The sequence below is a fragment of the Paraburkholderia sp. RL17-373-BIF-A genome, from assembly GCF_046030175.1.
Taxonomy (GTDB): domain Bacteria; phylum Pseudomonadota; class Gammaproteobacteria; order Burkholderiales; family Burkholderiaceae; genus Paraburkholderia.
The window spans coordinates 38,826-54,139 of sequence record NZ_JARESO010000057.1 but is presented as its reverse complement, the minus strand read 5'-3'; the positions used below and the strand labels follow the sequence as shown (position 1 = coordinate 54,139).

General features: G+C 57.6%; 16 protein-coding genes and 1 pseudogene. 7 read left to right on the top strand and 10 right to left on the bottom strand.

The features are described from left to right. Positions 1 to 247: 247 nt before the first annotated feature. Positions 248 to 490, bottom strand: coding sequence for a hypothetical protein (locus tag P0D80_RS52040; RefSeq protein ID WP_494478617.1), 243 nt, complete (start codon positions 488 to 490; stop codon positions 248 to 250). Between the two features lie 708 nt (positions 491 to 1,198). Then, complete coding sequence (locus P0D80_RS39740; protein ID WP_408181799.1) at positions 1,199 to 1,663, bottom strand: PRC-barrel domain-containing protein; 465 nt, start codon at positions 1,661 to 1,663, stop codon at positions 1,199 to 1,201. A gap of 280 nt (positions 1,664 to 1,943) precedes the next feature. Here P0D80_RS39740 and P0D80_RS39735 point away from each other — a divergent pair, with 280 nt between their 5' ends. After that, positions 1,944 to 2,159, top strand: coding sequence for a hypothetical protein (locus P0D80_RS39735; protein WP_408291913.1), 216 nt, complete (start codon positions 1,944 to 1,946; stop codon positions 2,157 to 2,159). A 405-nt stretch (positions 2,160 to 2,564) separates the two neighbouring features. After that, positions 2,565 to 2,846 (top strand): RNA chaperone Hfq, encoded by a 282-nt coding sequence (gene hfq / locus P0D80_RS39730; protein WP_408291911.1) that lies wholly within the window; start codon positions 2,565 to 2,567, stop codon positions 2,844 to 2,846. A gap of 49 nt (positions 2,847 to 2,895) precedes the next feature. On the opposite strand, the gene P0D80_RS39725 is transcribed toward hfq, so the two are convergent. The 3 genes from P0D80_RS39725 to P0D80_RS39715 all read right to left on the bottom strand — a co-directional run bounded on the left by P0D80_RS39725 (position 2,896) and on the right by P0D80_RS39715 (position 4,750). After that, positions 2,896 to 3,114 (bottom strand): cold-shock protein, encoded by a 219-nt coding sequence (locus P0D80_RS39725; RefSeq protein WP_408291909.1) that lies wholly within the window; start codon positions 3,112 to 3,114, stop codon positions 2,896 to 2,898. A gap of 265 nt (positions 3,115 to 3,379) precedes the next feature. Continuing rightward, positions 3,380 to 3,760, bottom strand: coding sequence for a response regulator (locus tag P0D80_RS39720; RefSeq protein WP_408291907.1), 381 nt, complete (start codon positions 3,758 to 3,760; stop codon positions 3,380 to 3,382). A gap of 462 nt (positions 3,761 to 4,222) precedes the next feature. Beyond that, positions 4,223 to 4,750 (bottom strand): hypothetical protein, encoded by a 528-nt coding sequence (locus P0D80_RS39715; RefSeq protein ID WP_408181791.1) that lies wholly within the window; start codon positions 4,748 to 4,750, stop codon positions 4,223 to 4,225. 380 nt (positions 4,751 to 5,130) lie between these two features. Between P0D80_RS39715 and P0D80_RS39710 the strand changes: the two are divergent. Then, positions 5,131 to 5,812 (top strand): annotated as a pseudogene (locus P0D80_RS39710) (response regulator transcription factor). 43 nt (positions 5,813 to 5,855) lie between these two features. Here P0D80_RS39710 and P0D80_RS39705 read toward each other — a convergent pair. From P0D80_RS39705 to P0D80_RS39695, 3 genes are all read right to left on the bottom strand, one after another. Then, positions 5,856 to 6,227, bottom strand: coding sequence for a response regulator transcription factor (locus tag P0D80_RS39705; RefSeq protein WP_408181790.1), 372 nt, complete (start codon positions 6,225 to 6,227; stop codon positions 5,856 to 5,858). A gap of 154 nt (positions 6,228 to 6,381) precedes the next feature. After that, positions 6,382 to 8,214 carry an ATP-binding protein gene (locus P0D80_RS39700; protein WP_408291904.1) on the bottom strand — a complete coding sequence of 611 codons (1,833 nt, stop codon included), beginning with the start codon at positions 8,212 to 8,214 and terminating at the stop codon, positions 6,382 to 6,384. Between the two features lie 307 nt (positions 8,215 to 8,521). Beyond that, positions 8,522 to 9,454 carry a DMT family transporter gene (locus tag P0D80_RS39695; RefSeq protein WP_408291902.1) on the bottom strand — a complete coding sequence of 311 codons (933 nt, stop codon included), beginning with the start codon at positions 9,452 to 9,454 and terminating at the stop codon, positions 8,522 to 8,524. Positions 9,455 to 9,782: 328 nt separating this feature from the next. Here P0D80_RS39695 and P0D80_RS39690 point away from each other — a divergent pair, with 328 nt between their 5' ends. From P0D80_RS39690 to P0D80_RS39675, 4 genes are all read left to right on the top strand, one after another. After that, a complete protein-coding gene (locus tag P0D80_RS39690) occupies positions 9,783 to 10,508 on the top strand; it encodes a haloacid dehalogenase type II (protein WP_408291900.1) in 726 nt (241 codons plus the stop codon). Between the two features lie 115 nt (positions 10,509 to 10,623). After that, positions 10,624 to 11,349 (top strand): haloacid dehalogenase type II, encoded by a 726-nt coding sequence (locus P0D80_RS39685; protein WP_408181783.1) that lies wholly within the window; start codon positions 10,624 to 10,626, stop codon positions 11,347 to 11,349. 47 nt (positions 11,350 to 11,396) lie between these two features. Next, positions 11,397 to 11,885: an Lrp/AsnC family transcriptional regulator gene (locus tag P0D80_RS39680; RefSeq protein WP_408181781.1), complete on the top strand. Its 489-nt coding sequence runs from the start codon at positions 11,397 to 11,399 to the stop codon at positions 11,883 to 11,885. An 81-nt stretch (positions 11,886 to 11,966) separates the two neighbouring features. Continuing rightward, the gene (locus P0D80_RS39675) at positions 11,967 to 12,215 is read left to right on the top strand and encodes a hypothetical protein (RefSeq protein WP_408181779.1); all 249 of its coding nucleotides are present in this window, start codon (positions 11,967 to 11,969) and stop codon (positions 12,213 to 12,215) included. 99 nt (positions 12,216 to 12,314) lie between these two features. On the opposite strand, the gene P0D80_RS39670 is transcribed toward P0D80_RS39675, so the two are convergent. Both P0D80_RS39670 and P0D80_RS39665 read right to left on the bottom strand, forming a co-directional pair. After that, positions 12,315 to 13,787, bottom strand: coding sequence for an NAD-dependent succinate-semialdehyde dehydrogenase (locus P0D80_RS39670; protein WP_408291896.1), 1,473 nt, complete (start codon positions 13,785 to 13,787; stop codon positions 12,315 to 12,317). A gap of 58 nt (positions 13,788 to 13,845) precedes the next feature. Continuing rightward, positions 13,846 to 15,228 (bottom strand): aspartate aminotransferase family protein, encoded by a 1,383-nt coding sequence (locus P0D80_RS39665; protein ID WP_408291894.1) that lies wholly within the window; start codon positions 15,226 to 15,228, stop codon positions 13,846 to 13,848. Positions 15,229 to 15,314 lie beyond the last annotated feature (86 nt).

Sequence of the window (15,314 nt, the reverse complement as noted above, 5' to 3'; positions counted from 1 at the left end):
CAGCGACGCCGCAGTACGCGCCGCACGCGGAAGTGGGGGCACACGTACCAACAGTCCTGCCCGTTGACGCCTGACGGCTGGCGTTCGGTTTTGCGCGAGGAACATGCTTCTGATGGGCGTCGCCCGGTCGACCGTCCGGCGCCCACGTCGACCTGAAGGAGATTGTGTCGAAGTTCGCGAGACCAGCGAGCGGCCGGTCGTCTCCAAAACTTCGCGAGTGGTCCAGGAGGCGGAGCGACAACACGCGTCAAGTATCTCTGCCTTCGGGGTAGAAAGTATCGGAGGTCTCGTTATTGTGGACTTCTCCGGAACCGTAACATCGTGTACAGAGCTGCCACCGCCCTCCGTCGCATTTTGGGCACGTGATGGTGTTGGACGTGTGAGACATGTCTGAAACAGTCTCGATTTCAGTTATCTGCACTTTTCCCGTCCCGCCACATTTTTCGCACTTGATTTTTCCTTGGCCACCACATTGCTGACAGGTAGTCATGGTCTCCCTTCCTAGTGGTTAGCTGTACATGACCATACTACTCCGAGCGCCTGAGAACACGAAGCCAGATGCTGGCCTCCACGAACTCGTGCAGTTCCTTGACGCGACGAGAACTTGTCGGCGTGGTCCTGGGCCGATTGTGCTTTTTGAGAACACGTGACGCACCTCCGCGGCGGTCAGCGCCACATCGAGCCTTTGTAGCACCCTCGGCTAGCGCGGATTGCCCTTAAATACGCTGGCAAGATGCCGATTGCTTTCCGTCAGAGGTCGCCGAGGTCCTAGCTACGACCGAGGTGTGTCGCGAAAAATATAAGTTCGTTTAGCTAGAAATGTCTTTAAGTTCTTTCTTCGAGAAAGAATTGCCTTTGACATCCAAGCCATTGACTGGATGGCAGTCTTTTTCCATCGTGGATGACGGTCCTAGGGCCCGCGTAAAAAGAGTTTTTTTCGATAGGGTCTTCTGGGAAGTCACGATACGCCGGAGCGGAAAACATGCGTTCGTTCACAGCAGAGTTCGTCCTGGACGGCAGTGAAGACCACGGCACCATGATTTCCAACTTGGGTGAACGTTCGAAGGAAGGATTCGTCTGTCCGTTAACGTTCATCTGGTTCAAACGTGACTGCATCCCTCCTGAAAATTTTGGTTGCCGCGCCATGCCGTTTCCGTCAATCGTGGCGCGGCTATCACCATGCAGTTGGTTCGCGCGTTCAAATATCGGTGTCTATTCCCGAGTCGAGGTCCCGCGTCGCCGACCAGTAGGGAGAACGGTTGTAATACTGATGTACCTGAGTCCCCCACGTTGTATCTGCCATTGCAGGCCAATGGTCCTTGTCAAAACCAGGGTCATCCTTGAGCTGTTGCGCGCTGATGTCCACGCGGAAGCATTTCGCATCGGTATCGAGTGTCAATGCGCTCCACGGCATAGCGTGCAGCGTCGTGCCCATTCCAAGAAATCCGCCTTCGGACAGCACCGCGTATGCAATCCTGCCAGCGCGAACGTCGAGCATGATGTCCGAGATTTTTCCGACGTCTTCGCCATCGGAAGTCACCACCTTGGTTCCATCGAGGGTGTCCGCAGCCATGACGTCCGGGCCCGGGCCATCGCCTACTCCCGTGCCGACAATGCGGGCCCCGGCGCCAGACGGGCTTCCTTGCGGGTCGAGTGCGCTCATGATTTCCTCCTGTCAAAATAGGGATTAACAGAGGTGAGCAAGCGCTATACCCACGTGAGACCGCGGAAGGACGTCGTTTGGTAGGGCAGAGGCAAGCCAACGACCAACCGCACCTCGTGGAAACCGCCCTGCAAAGAGCTACTGCTACACTTTTTCGATGGGAAATCTTGCTCGGGTTCAAAACGTAAGGCGAGCAGCGCGGTGCAGGGTTCCTGGGCATGCCCGTTGCAACTGATGAAGATTCGCCCGAGTAATGAGAGGCGCAAGCAAAGGAGGCATCATGGCAGACGCTTTCAAACCCGGCGAAATCGTCACGGTGTCGGGTGTCTATTCGGTCGTTCTTGAAGGTGGCGACAACGAGGGCCGGACATTCGATGCCACATGCGTTGAGGGTGACCGCTTCCCGCCAACGCGCACTGGCGTCGGTGTTCACTACGAGCTGAAGTACGGAGCGCCTTACTCACACCGGCACCCTGAGTTGAATCCGGGCAGGTAATAGGCACCGGCAAGCCGTATCGTGACGGAGTCATGAGTGACATCGGACTGCCGGACATGGGACGGGTATCAACTGGTCCGGACATTCCGTCAACTGGAGTGCCTTGCCGCGACGACCTTTGTGGCGATTACCGGTCATGCCGATGACGCGGGCAGGAAGGCAGCCGTTGAGACGCGCTTCGATATCCATGTGCCCAGCCCCGCCGATGCGAGCAAGTTCGAGCAGTTTCTGATTGAGCGAAGAGAGACAATTAGACATCCATAATGAGAAGAGAATCGCAGACCGTTCGTGTTCGCGTGGTGCGACTCTACGCCGCAGGGCCGCAGTAACGCACTTCATCTGGATTGACTGGCGGTTCCAGGTGTCGCCGGTACAATCGAAGGACCTATCGCTAGGACCTCGAACATGACCGCACCCCCGGCCGTACAGGACGTTTTTTTGCGGATGCTCGTAAACGACAAGACCGCGGTAAACGTGTTCCTCGTAAACGGCATCAGACTGAACGGTCAACTGGCCGCCTTTGACCAGTTTGCAGTTCTGCTGGAGTCTGGTCCAGGTGTGCAAGTTGTTTTCAAACATGCCATTTCGACCGTGGCGCCGGTCAATGGCAGGGGCCAGGCACGTGAGCCGACCGAGGTGGCAGTGAGTGGTGACAAGTCGAACCACTTGCGAAGTCGCGTCCGATGAGAACCAACATGACATGCTGTGGCCACGCGACAGCGAGAGCGCTGCGGTGTCAGATGAGCTGTATGTTTGGCCGCCTGCTTACCCGCGGGCCTTGCTTCACGTCAAAGCTGACCTTCTGGTTTTCCCGCAGCGATTTGAAGCCTTGTGCCTGAAACTCGGAGAAGTGCGCAAACAGATCCTCGCCACCATCATACGACGTGATGAGCCCAGAACCCTTCGCATCGCTGCGGAGGGGTAAGCTCTCACGGTTGTTCGAGCGCGTTTTCAATCAGCCGTTGAGCAAGCTAAATCCGGCCATCAGGGCCTCTGCTTCAGTTGCGAAAGGTCGTTCGCCCACGTTAGGCAAAGAGGCTTTCGACAGTTCCCGCCGTACCCGGCCAGGCATCCACCGCGGTTATCCGGACAGTACTGCCCCAAATCATAGAGACGTCGTATGGAGTCCTGGGCATATCGATATCCCGAAAAATAGCTGGCTACCATACGGCGGCGAGGAATTCGTCATCCTGTTTGTGGACTGCGGATATGACGGGGGGCTAGGCTGCCAGAAGACAGCTCGCATTGCTGTCGCGCCGCGCGTCTTCGAGGACCCGCAAGAGCGTTTCCAGAGAGAATGGTTTTTGCAGACACACATCGAAGAGCCGAGCAAACTCTGCATTGCTATCGCTGTCACCCGTCATCGAGGCAACAAAGGGCCTGGGGAAGACTGGCCTGTCAAGCAGCGACAGCGCAACGGCACTGCCGTTGATGCCGGGGAGGTTTTCGTCCAGGAGAACGAGGTCGAAAGCGCCGGCTTGGAGCAGCTCCAGCGCAGTCTCCCCGTCGGGCGCCATAACGGCGCGGTGACCAATGCAGTCGAGCAGGAAGACCAGACTGTCCGCGACGAACTCATTATCGTCGACGACGAGCACATTCATTCAATATCCTTATTACGCGAAGTTCGCGGCGCTGCCAAGAATGCTTCTTATGTAATACGATATTATTAAATGGCGTTGCCTATACGTTAGTTTTACAAATTAATATCTAAGTATAACAGGACATAACGGCAGCAGCGCAGCCCCAAGGGCTCCGGGGCTTCGCTTCAACGCGCGGGACCTGCCTAGCCTCACTCTCTATCGCGGGCAATTGACAGCCCCGCCAGAAAGGCCTTGTAGTCAAATTTCGAAGTCCGCGCTCTTCCGCTGGCAGATAGTTCTGCTTAACTTCATACACCAGTTAATTGTTAGTGGAAGTGTTGAAAGACTCGTCGACGTGCAATGAAGGCTGAAACTAGTCACCGCACGGTGCGACGCTGCCGCGCGTTGGCGAGCTGCGTCCAGTTCATCCACGGGCTCAGCTGTCGGGGGAACTGTTGAACACGAGCGCATCTCTGTTAGCGTTCAATGCGAATGCCCGTGGCCTCCGCCACCGCCCCGGTAATGGCCGCCACCCATACCACGCCCGGGGTATCCGTGGCCACCCCAGCCGCCATGACCGCCCCGACCGCCTCGATATCCGTGACCCCAATAGCCGTGGTGGCCCCAGTAGCCGTGTCGGCCCCAGTAGCCGTGCCGGCCACCGCCGTAACAGCAGCCGCCCCAATAGCCGAAGCTCAGCGACACCGACGGCCCCCACCACGCGGGCCGTCCGTAGTACGGATACGCGACGGGGTAATACGCAGGGGCGACGAAGACGGGCACGGCTGGTGCGATATATGTGGTCGCCGACGCAGTCGCATCTGACGCGGCTGTACCGGCTGCGGCTGCATCGGGCATCGAGAAAGGATATTGCTGCGGCGCGGCCGCCGCCACTTCGCCGTATGGAACGTAGCCGTAGGGCGCGTAGTAGTAGCAACCGGACAAAGCTGCGGACAGGACCACCACCGCAACGAGGCCGCCCGCGCGCGACGTTGCATCCGGCGTTTTCATAACGTGCTCCAAGGTCCGATGCGACGCTACAGGCGGCGCGTCTTTAATACAATTACCTTACAGCAAGCACGATGCCCGGACGTCCCGGAATTGAAGGACAGTACGCGTCAGATTTCGGCCGGGTGGAACGGTGGCGAAAAGGTCAACCATTCATCGGTCGTCGTTGGGGGCGGCACACACTGAGGGAATCGGTGCTTGTTCCTCGGTTCGTCAACGGATGGCTCTGACCCTGGCCCTGGCTCGTAGGTAATTTCGATGGGTTGCCGCTGATTCTGCTGGAAGGTACCGTGATGTTTGCCGCGCTGTCCGGCGATGGTGAGTACCCCCTCCACTATCATGCGATGTGATGCGACCGCGTTGCGGCTTCGCGCGGTACCCAGATGACTGCTGGTCCGACCCACCGAATGACGACTGAAACCGCTGGAGCCGACGGTCCGGTCGTCTTTGTCGTCGATGACGACAAGGGAATCGGGCATGCCCTCTACACGCTTATGCGCTCAGTAGGCTTGCGCGTCGAAACGTTCGAGTCCCCGGACGAATTTCTCCGGTTTCCTCGCTCCACCGGGCCACGCTGCCTCATCCTCGACGTGCGGCTCCGCGGGAAAAGCGGCATGGCGTTTCACCAGGAAATCGTCAATAGCGGCATGCGCATTCCCGTCGTCTTCATGACAGGTCATGGAGACATCGAGATGGAAGTGAAGGCGATGAAGGCCGGCGCGCTGGACTTCCTTGCCAACCCGTTCAACGACCAGGACATGCTCGACGCAGTGGCTCTAGCGCTGGCACAAGACAGTGAGCGGCTCGCGGCAGAGGCCACGTTAGCCAGCCTGCGCGCCTCGTACCAATCCCCTGTCATCGCGCGAGAAAGAGGTGATGGCCTTTGTGCTTTCCGGCCTGCTGAACAAGCAGATTGCCACCGAGATGAGCCTGAGCGAAATCACGGTCAAGGTTCACCGTGGACAGGTAATGTGCAAGATGAATGCGCGCTCGATGCCAGACCTTGGCCGCAAGGCCGAATCGCGTGGTATCCAGCCCCGTCTGTTCCACCGCGGTCATCATTGAGCGCCGTCGTGCGTTAGCACTTCTGCAAAGCGTCGATGACTCGCTAGGGATTTCCGACAGCGACCGAGAGCCAGTGAATCATTGCAGTGGCCTGGTAAGGCTTCTGCAACAACACAAGTGCGCCGTTACTCGCCGCTTTTGCCTGCAATGCCGGCGTCGGATATGCACTGATAAAGATGGTGGCCGGGGCATGTCCCTGGGCACAAAGGCGCTCATGCATCTCGATACCCGACATCCCGGGCATGCGGATGTCGGAAATCAGGCAGGAGGTATGGGCGGCCTGCCCGGATGCAAGAAATTCTTCTGCCGACTCATACATCTGCACCTGCCAGCCAAGCGACCGGATAAGGCCGCCTAACGCGACACGGACAGCTGAATCGTCGTCGACAATCGAAACGACTGGCGTAATTTGCAAAACGAGGCCCTCGACTATTCTCTCTCGGCATAACGTGTGGTCGGTGCCGCCCGTCTCTCCTGATCAGCAGATTACTGCGCAACGGCGTTCAGTGACATCGTACGAATTTTTATGTGAACCGAACCATGTGCACGCCGGTCGCCGTGTGTCACTTTCACACCTCCTCCTCTATGGATGGCGGAAGGCTGAACGAGAACGTCGCACCACCGTCAGGGTTGTTGGAGGCCCAGATTTGCCCACCGTGGGCTTCAACAATAGAACTGGAAACAGCCAGCCCCATTCCCATGCCGGAACTGCGTGTCGTAAAGAACGGTTCAAAGAGTTGCGGAAGATTGGCCTCCGGGATGCCAGCCCCCGAATCCCTTACCGCCACGACAACATTGCCTTCAGGGTCAAGGCGGGACTGGACGATGAGTTCGCGCCTGCCGTCGACGCTCGCCATCGCCTGCAGACCGTTGATGATTAAATTGACGAGCACCTGCTGGAGCTGCACACGGTCGCCCCGTATCAGCGGTAGGTCCCTGGCAAGCCGACGTGTCAGCGAGTCACTCTGCCGCTCAATATCCCGCCTGATAAGGATAATCGCCTCTTCGACCACGTCATTGATTGCAATCGCTGCCCGGTCCGGCGGCGCCCCCTTCATGAGCGCCCTCACACGTTGCACGATTTCTGCAGCTCGATTCCCCTGGTCTGTCATGTGGCTCACGCAACCCTCTATTTCTTCCATGTTCGGAGGCTGGCGATGCAGCCAGCGCAGACATGCTTCACCGCTTGTTACGATGGCGGCCAGGGGCTGTCCCACTTCGTGGGCAATTGATGCACTCAGCTCACCCAGCGCCGTTACCCGGCTTACGCGTTCCAGTTCGCTTTGCGCATGCCGCAACCGCTCCTCTGTCTGCTTCGCCGCCGTCACGTCCATCACGGCCCCGATGAACGCTCTATTGTCCGGCTGACCGCTCGCTGACCTCCCAACGACGTGGAGGTGCTTGATGCGTCCATCGGGAAAAAGCAGACGATGCTCGATGGTAAAGTCGACGGTGAAACCGCGTGCCTTTGCAATCTTCTCCTCGAACAGGGGCATATCGTCGGGATGCACCCGCTGCCTGATAAGTTCAACGCTGGGCGCGACCGCCAGGTCGTATTCGAAGATAGAAAAAGTCTCGTCGGACCAGAGGAGTTCGCCGCTCGAGACATTCCAGCCAAAACTGCCGGTCCTGCTTAGCTTCTGCGCTTCGGCGAAGTACTGCGCCTGACTCTTCCGGAGCAGTTCTTCGGCATGCTTGCGCTGCGTGATGTCGTTGTTGGTCTCAAGCGTGGCCAACGGATTTCCTGCGCCGTCGCGCTGCAGCGCCCAGCGGCTCGTCACGATTATCTTGGTGCCGTCCCGCCTAGTGTGGACTAACTCGCCCTCCCACTGGCCGTCGCGAAGAAAAATCCGCTGGAGCTCGTCTCGAGGCAGCGGGAACGCCGAACACAGAAATTCGTCAATGAACTTGCCAATCGCCTCTTCTTTCTTCCATCCATAGAGTGTCTCGGCTGCCTGGTTCCAGTACGTAATCACGTTATTTTTATCGCGCACGATGATGATGTCGTGTGTCAGTTCCAGCAGTTGTGCCTGCGCGCGCTGCGTCTTTTCCACGCGGCCAATCCGCCTGACGAGGGTGGTGATTGCGATTGACGTGACGAGAAAGGCAACAAGGGAGAATAAATCCCCGGGTTTGCTGATGTGGAAGCTATTGATGGGTTCCATGAAAAAATAGCCGAGCAACGCGGCGCCGGCAACCGAGAAAATGAGCGATGAGATGAAGCTGTCCAGCAGGGACAGGAGAACAACGATAACCAGCAGAAAGAAGCCGGCGGTGCCCAGTTCCTGCTCCAGAAGGCCGCAGGTCACAGTAACGGCTCCGAGCGCGACACAGCCTCCCATCCACAGCGTCGCCAGGTATCGCAAGCTTCTGCTTTCATGTGAAGAAACTGTCGTGCGCACGGAAAGTCTCCCTTTAGCGCCGCTGCACCCACCGCGTGCATCGGTCTCGCGACAATAGTCGACGCTTCTGACTTCGCCGTCTATCCGGCTCGCATCCTATCCGGTCAGCAAATCCTTTTTGTCGAACGCATCGCTACGAACATCCCGCATGACGATGCGCTTACTCATTTTCTCTTGCGCAGAGAGATGCATCAATTTAATGGCTGGGTCGGCTGAATGCTCAGCTGCGCTCCGACACACCCACGAATCGCCAAGCCTAGCTCGCCGCCTACAAGTCAGGAGCCGAAGTAAGGTCTTCACGACTCAGTCAGAGCGTAGGAGCGTCGCCGCTCGACCCAACAGTGCCTTTGACTTCGTAGAGCTTGTCTTTCTTCGCTCGGGCCTTCTTGCCGCTCCGAGCCAAGGCTATGGAAGCAGTGACCATGGCGACGCCTAGCCACAACGTAGGTGATAACTTTTGTTCCGCATGGAACCCGAGAAATATGGTCGAGAGGACGGGTGTCGCATAGCTCAACGCAGTCGTTGTGCCCGTGTTTCCCTTCTTCATTCCGAAATCCCAAAGGTAAAACGCAAGGCCCATGGGGCCTACGCCCATGTAGACCAGAACTAGCCAGTCCTGTGCCGTCAAGCTCGGCGTTTCCCTCGTCGCAAAATGTAATGCGAGACACGCCAATCCCGCGGGTAGTGAAAATGCACCAACCGAGAGGCTGGAGACGGAGCTGTAACGCTTGCCGAGTATTGAGTATCCGGCCCAAGCGAACGCTGATACCAAAGCGAGGAAGTATGCGGCGGCTTGTCTGAGGACGTGTTGGCCGACAAGGCTTGTTGGGTCGCTTGCCAAGAGCGGCTGCTGGACCGACCAACACGCGGCAGCTGCCCCCCCGAAGCCGAGAAGAGCACTGAGGAACAGAGTTCGGCGCTCTCCTTCTCCGGATGATGGACGGCCAGCCATACACACGATAATAATCGGCCACAAATAATGAACGAGGCTCACGCCGATGGGGTCGCCGAGTTTTAGCGCGAAGAAGTAAATGACGTGGTAGGCGAACATCAACCCGCTTCCGAGCAGCAGAAGGCCCAGGGGTAGCTTCCAATGCCGCACCCATGGCAGACCGATAACGCCGCCTATCGTCAAAGCAATACCATTGACGAACAAGATGGGTATGCCGTGCAGGAGGTCAACGCTAGTCGCAAGCGTGCTCCACATCAGAATCGTCATCGCAATACCAAAAAGGGCCATCTTGTCTCTCCCAAAATGACCAATCTGCAGCACCTACCTGCCGCTGTCTTCCTGCCTGAAACAGTAATTCAACGATGGCGTTTCGTAGCTTTTAGAGAGACGAGATAAACAGGCCGTAAGCGAGTGTCTTTGTTTTCAAATGAGGTTCCCGCGCGGTGGCATGTCGTCGCCTCCGCGAGCAACAAAGCGACCGGGACGTCCAGCAGAACCTGCTGCGGAACCTGATGAAGACAGTAAAAGCTGCTGTTCGACTGCTGGATTAAAGTTCTGATTGCCGTCCGTGCTCAATACACTGTGGTCTTCATCTGGACATCTGATAGGAGCTACCGTGGAACTCACCGACTTCGACACACTGACCTTTGACTGCTACGGAACCTTGATTGACTGGGAGACTGGCATCTTCGCGGGACTGCGGCCCTTGCTCGAGCGCGCCAAGGTGCCGCTCACGCGAGACCAGGTATTGGAAGCGCATGCCCGTCACGAGTCTTCGCAGCAGAAGTACACGCCGGCGAAACGCTACCAGGAATTGCTGCCCATCGTCTACAAACGACTGGCCGAGGAATGGGGCCTGTCGTTCACACACGAGGAATGCGTGACGTACGGTCAGTCCGTCAGGAATTGGCCCGTATTTGAGGATACTGCGGCTGCGCTGCAGTACCTGAAAAAGCACTACAAGCTTGTCATCCTATCGAATATCGACAACGAGAGCTTCACTTACAGCAACGCCAAGCTGAAGGTCGAGTTTGACGCAATCATCACGGCGGAAGACGTTGGCTCTTATAAGCCATCACCGCGAAACTTCGAATACATGCTGGAAAAGCTCGGCGACCGTGGGATAAAAAAGGAGAAAATCCTTCATACGGCCGAAAGCCTTTTCCATGACCACAAACCCGCGAATGAGTTCGGGCTCGCATCCTGCTGGATTTACCGCCGTCATTCGCAAACGGGCTTCGGTGCGACGATGAACCCTGGCTCGCAGCCGAAAATTGACTTCCGGTTCAACAGCATGGCGGATTTCGCCAAGGCACACGAGGAAGCATTTTCGAAGAAGTAAGACAATAATGTCTTGTCGGCATCGAAGACACGCGTGCTGTTCTCGTATTCAGGATGCTGACAAGACCATTGCCGCGTGATGGGGTTTTTGAAGATACTGAAACACAGGAGGCGCTGTGGCTTTGACAGATTTCAAGGCACTCACATTCGACTGCTACGGGACTCTGATTGACTGGGAGTCAGGCATCGCATCAGGTTTGTCGGAACTCGCATCGAGGGTGGCAGAACCTCTAACGCGTGACGAAATCCTTGAAGCGCACGCGCGCCATGAGTCGTATCAGCAGAAAATCACGCCTGCGATGCCCTACGACCAACTTCTCCGGGTTGTGTTCAAGCGTCTAGCGGAGGACTGGAGCGTACGTTACAGTTGGGATGAAGCGGTTGCATATGGTGCCTCGGTCGGCGATTGGCCCGCTTTCCCAGACTCAGCTAGCACGCTTCAATATCTGAAAAAATATTTCAAGCTGGTGGTCCTGTCTAACGTGGATAACCGAAGCTTCAAAGCGAGCAACGCGAAGCTGGGGGTTGATTTCGATGCAATCGTGACGGCCGAGGATGTCGGGTCATACAAGCCATCGCGAAATAACTTCGAGTATCTTTTCTCGACGTTGTCAGCGATGGGAATCAAGAAGGACGATACACTCCATATCGCAGATAGCATCTACCACGACCATGAGCCTGCGAGTGAGCTGCAGCTTCGCTCATGCTGGATTCACCGGCGCTACGAGCAGCGTGGATTCGGCGCAACGCTGAAGACATCTGTCGAACCAGCCGTCGACTATAAATTCACGAGCATGGCGCAGTTGGTCAAGGCGCATCATGAGGACCTGGCTAACGGATAGCATAGTCGCCTTCGACTGACACAGTAGCCAATTCGAGCACGCACGATATGCGACAGAAGCTTGACCGGACCGATATCAAAATCCTTGCCGAACTGCAGAGGAACGGCAATATGACGAACGCCAACCTTGCAAGCGCCGTCGGGTTGTCCGCGAGCCCTTGTCTGCAACGTGTGAAGCGTCTCGAATCAGCGGGAATCATCTCTGGCTACGGGGCGCATTTGAACCTGGCCAAGCTGACCAGCACGGTGACCGTGTTCACCGAAATCATGCTGCACGACCACCGGCGCGAAGACTTCACGCGCTTCGAAGCAAACCTGCGGGACTTTGATGAGATTACGGAGTGTCACCTGGTCAGTGGTGGATACGACTACTTGCTGAAGTCCATCGTCAAGAACATCGGGCACTACCAGGAAGTCATCGAAAAGCTGGTAGACCGCAATATCGGAATCGAGAAGTATTTCAGCTATATCGTGATTCGGTCAACGTTCGTCAAGCAAACAGTGCCGCTCGACAAGTTGATGTCTGAAGACGACTAACGGAGCATGTGCGGGATGACGAGGGTTCAGTACGTCTGCAACTCTAGCAGCAGGACAATCCACGGAAAACTGAACGAGAACGTGGCTTGGTTCGACTTCCATCAAGTTGCCCATCTGTTTGGCATCAAGCCCGAGAAGGCGGCCCAGTTGCTCTGGCAAGTCGGCGCGACCGGCGAAATCAACGCAGACATCGATGTCAAACAGTACGACCGGAGCAAGTACCTGTTGAGCCACAGGGCGGTCGTCGCCGTTGGATACCACATTAACTACGGCCGGGCCGCCGCGTTCCAGAAATGGTGCGCGTCCGAGCTGACGGCTCTGCTTCACTGAATCGCACTTGTACGCGTCGGCGTTCGCCAGGCGTTCTGAGCGGCGAAGAAAAAGGCCACCGTCCGTGCTGGATGATGGCCTCGCGGCAGGCCGGCTACCTTAGTCGAGACCGCCTTGGCAGATATACTTGATTGACAGGTAGTCGTCGAGGCCATACTTCGAGCCCTCGCGGCCGTAACCGGACTCTTTGACACCGCCGAACGGCGCCGCTTCGCTTGCCACCGCCCCTTCGTTCATCCCAACGACTCCCGCTTCGAGAGCGCGGGAGACGCGGTCAGCACACCGCATGTCTTGCGTGTAGAAGTACGCAGCGAGACCAAAAGGCGTGTCATTAGCCAGGCGAATTGCCTCTTCCTCGGATTCGAAGCAATACAACGGGGCTACAGGCCCGAAAGTCTCTTCGCAGGTGACGAGCATCTCGTTGTTCGCATGCGCCAATACCGTCGGAGCATAGTAGTTCGGCCCCATCTCCATCAGACGCTTGCCACCCGTCAACACTTTTGCACCCTTCGAAACAGCGTCGCTCACGTGGCGGTCAATCTTGTCGATTGCCCTCACGTTAATCATCGGCCCGATTTGCGACTGCGGGTCGGTCGCTGGCCCGACCTTGAGTGCGCCCACTCGTGCGGCGAGGAGCTCAGCGAACTTGTCGAATACGCCCGCCTGCACGTAAATCCGGTTCGGACAAACGCACGTTTGTCCGCCATTACGGAACTTTGCAGCCATCAGGCCGACCACAGCGGCATCGAGGTCCGCGTCGTCGAAGACGATGAAGGGAGCGTTTCCGCCCAGTTCCAGCGAAAGCTTCTTCAGCGTGCCGGCCGACTCGCGAGCGAGATACTTCCCAACCGCCGTGGAGCCCGTGAACGTAATCTTGCGGACGCGTTCATCGGCAAGCCAGTCTCCTACCGCTTCGATGCCCTGGTCGCGTGACGCGCTGAGCATGTTGAGAACGCCGGCGGGAACACCCGCTTCTTGAGCAAGCGCTGCAAGCGCGAGGGCCGTCAGCGGCGTGTCTTCTGCGGGCTTGCCGACGACCGTGCAGCCTGCTGCCAGAGCAGGAGCAATCTTGCGTGCAATCATCGCGAGCGGGAAGTTCCACGGCGTGATGGCCGCGACAACCCCGACAGGCTCTTTGATGGTGCGCATCTGCTTGCCGCGCTGTTGTTGCGGGATGAGGTCGCCGTAGACGCGAGTTGCCTCATCTGCGAACCAGGCGACGTAGGATGCGCCATAGGCCACTTCACCGCGGCTCTCAGCCATCGGCTTTCCCTGTTCCATGGACATGATTGTCGCAAGGTCCTCGGTGTTAGCGACAATGAGAGCGTGCCAGCAGCGGATAATCTCGGCACGTTCGCGGGGCAGACGTTCACGCCAGTCCTTGGCCGCTTTTGCTGCCGCGTCCGTCGCCGCGCGTGCGTCGGCCTTTCCGCTGTTTGCAACTTCGGCGATGAGTTCACCGGTAGCGGGATTCGTAACCGGGTAGCGGGCGTTATTGGCCGCATCCGTCCATTCGCCACCAATCAGGTTCTGCCGACGCAGAAGTTCTTCACGTTTCAGTCTCAGTTCCATACTCGATACCCTCAAAGAATACGTTGCTTATCACCCGTGCAACTTACTGAAACGGGCGTTAGCTCTTAATCGCACGGCGCACGTCGGCGCTTTCCAGAACGTCATCGAGCGTTTTGCGAACCCGCTCCACCATCATGTCGACTTCGCCCGCCGTGTAGCAGAGGGCCGGCGCGAAGCCGAGAATATTGTCCCCGAACGCCCTGAAGATAATCTTGTTGCGAGCAGCGGCGTCGAAAATCCGGTCGGCGAGGTGCAGCGCGGGGTCGAAGCGTGCTCGGGTCGCCTTGTCCGCAACCAGTTCCACTGCGCCCAGAAGGCCAGCGTGTCGTGAGTCACCAACAAGTGGGTGGTCGAGAAGACTGTCCAGGCCATTCGCGAAACGCGGCGCCTGCGCTTGCCCATTCGCCAGAAGGCCGCCTTCGGTGTAAAGGCGCAGCACTTCGAGTCCAATGGCCGCACTCACGGGGTGCGCGGAGTAGGTTTGGCCGTGACCGATTGCTTCGCCGGGCTTGCTGCCGTCGGCGATGCCTTGGTACACGGCGTCAGACATCAGGACAGCGCCCATCGGAGCGTAACCAGCCGTCAGGCCCTTCGCGATGGTCATGAGGTCGGGCTCCACTCCTTCGGTCTCGCACGCGAACATCGGACCTGTACGGCCGAAGGCAGTAATGACCTCGTCTGCCACAAACAGGATGTCAAGTCGCTTGCACGTGTCGCGCATCGCCTTGAGCCATCCCTTCGGCGGCACGATGACGCCGCCCGAGCCCTGAACAGGCTCACAAAAAAATGCCGCCACATTGTCAGCGCCGAGTTGAGCGACCTTGTCTTCAAGCGCCTTCACCGAGCCTGCGATGATGGCTTGCGCATCGTCCGGCGTCCCGCTGCGATACGGATATGGCGACGGAATGTGGTGCTGAGTCGGCAGCGGCACATCGAAGTTCCGATGGAAGCTGGCGATTGCAGTCAGGCCCGAACCAATGGAGGTCGAGCCATGATAGCCTCGCTCCAGAGCAATGAAGTGCTTCTTGCTAGGCCGGCCGATGGCGTTGTAGTAATGGGTGATGAAACGCAGAGCGGAGTCCACCGCGTCCGAACCCCCCAGCGAGAAGTAGACGTGTTGAAGATTCTGCGGCGAAAGTTCTACGAGACGCTGGGAAAGCTCGATTGCCGGCTGAGAGCCGAAATGGAAGTAGCCGGTCGCGTATGGCAGCTTTGCCATTTGCTCCGCCGCAATTTTGACGATGCTTTCGTGACCGTAGCCGGTGTTCACGCACCAGAGTCCCGCGAACGCGTCGAGCAGCTCATTGCCCTCGGCGTCGTACAACCAGGCGCCTTTGCCGCGTTCCAGAACGGTGACGCCACGCTTCTCATGTGCTCGGTAGTTGGCGACCGGATGGATGAGATGCTTGCGGTCTGACTCAATAAGCGTTGCTAGTGACATTTCACAATCCTTGATAGGTTTCTGCCTAACCTCAGAATATCTGGAGGCTACGGCATTTGGTTTCGCCCGTCCGTGCCATGTATGGG

Coding starts and splice junctions, on each gene's coding strand:
- P0D80_RS39680 (WP_408181781.1), top strand. CDS start 11,397: ATGCGACAGAAGCTTGACCGGACCGATATCAAAATCCTTGCCGAACTG.
- P0D80_RS39715 (WP_408181791.1), bottom strand. CDS start 4,750: ATGAAAACGCCGGATGCAACGTCGCGCGCGGGCGGCCTCGTTGCGGTG.
- P0D80_RS39665 (WP_408291894.1), bottom strand. CDS start 15,228: ATGTCACTAGCAACGCTTATTGAGTCAGACCGCAAGCATCTCATCCAT.
- P0D80_RS39720 (WP_408291907.1), bottom strand. CDS start 3,760: ATGAATGTGCTCGTCGTCGACGATAATGAGTTCGTCGCGGACAGTCTG.
- P0D80_RS39740 (WP_408181799.1), bottom strand. CDS start 1,663: ATGAGCGCACTCGACCCGCAAGGAAGCCCGTCTGGCGCCGGGGCCCGC.
- P0D80_RS39695 (WP_408291902.1), bottom strand. CDS start 9,454: ATGGCCCTTTTTGGTATTGCGATGACGATTCTGATGTGGAGCACGCTT.
- P0D80_RS52040 (WP_494478617.1), bottom strand. CDS start 490: ATGACTACCTGTCAGCAATGTGGTGGCCAAGGAAAAATCAAGTGCGAA.
- P0D80_RS39735 (WP_408291913.1), top strand. CDS start 1,944: ATGGCAGACGCTTTCAAACCCGGCGAAATCGTCACGGTGTCGGGTGTC.
- P0D80_RS39670 (WP_408291896.1), bottom strand. CDS start 13,787: ATGGAACTGAGACTGAAACGTGAAGAACTTCTGCGTCGGCAGAACCTG.
- hfq (WP_408291911.1), top strand. CDS start 2,565: ATGACCGCACCCCCGGCCGTACAGGACGTTTTTTTGCGGATGCTCGTA.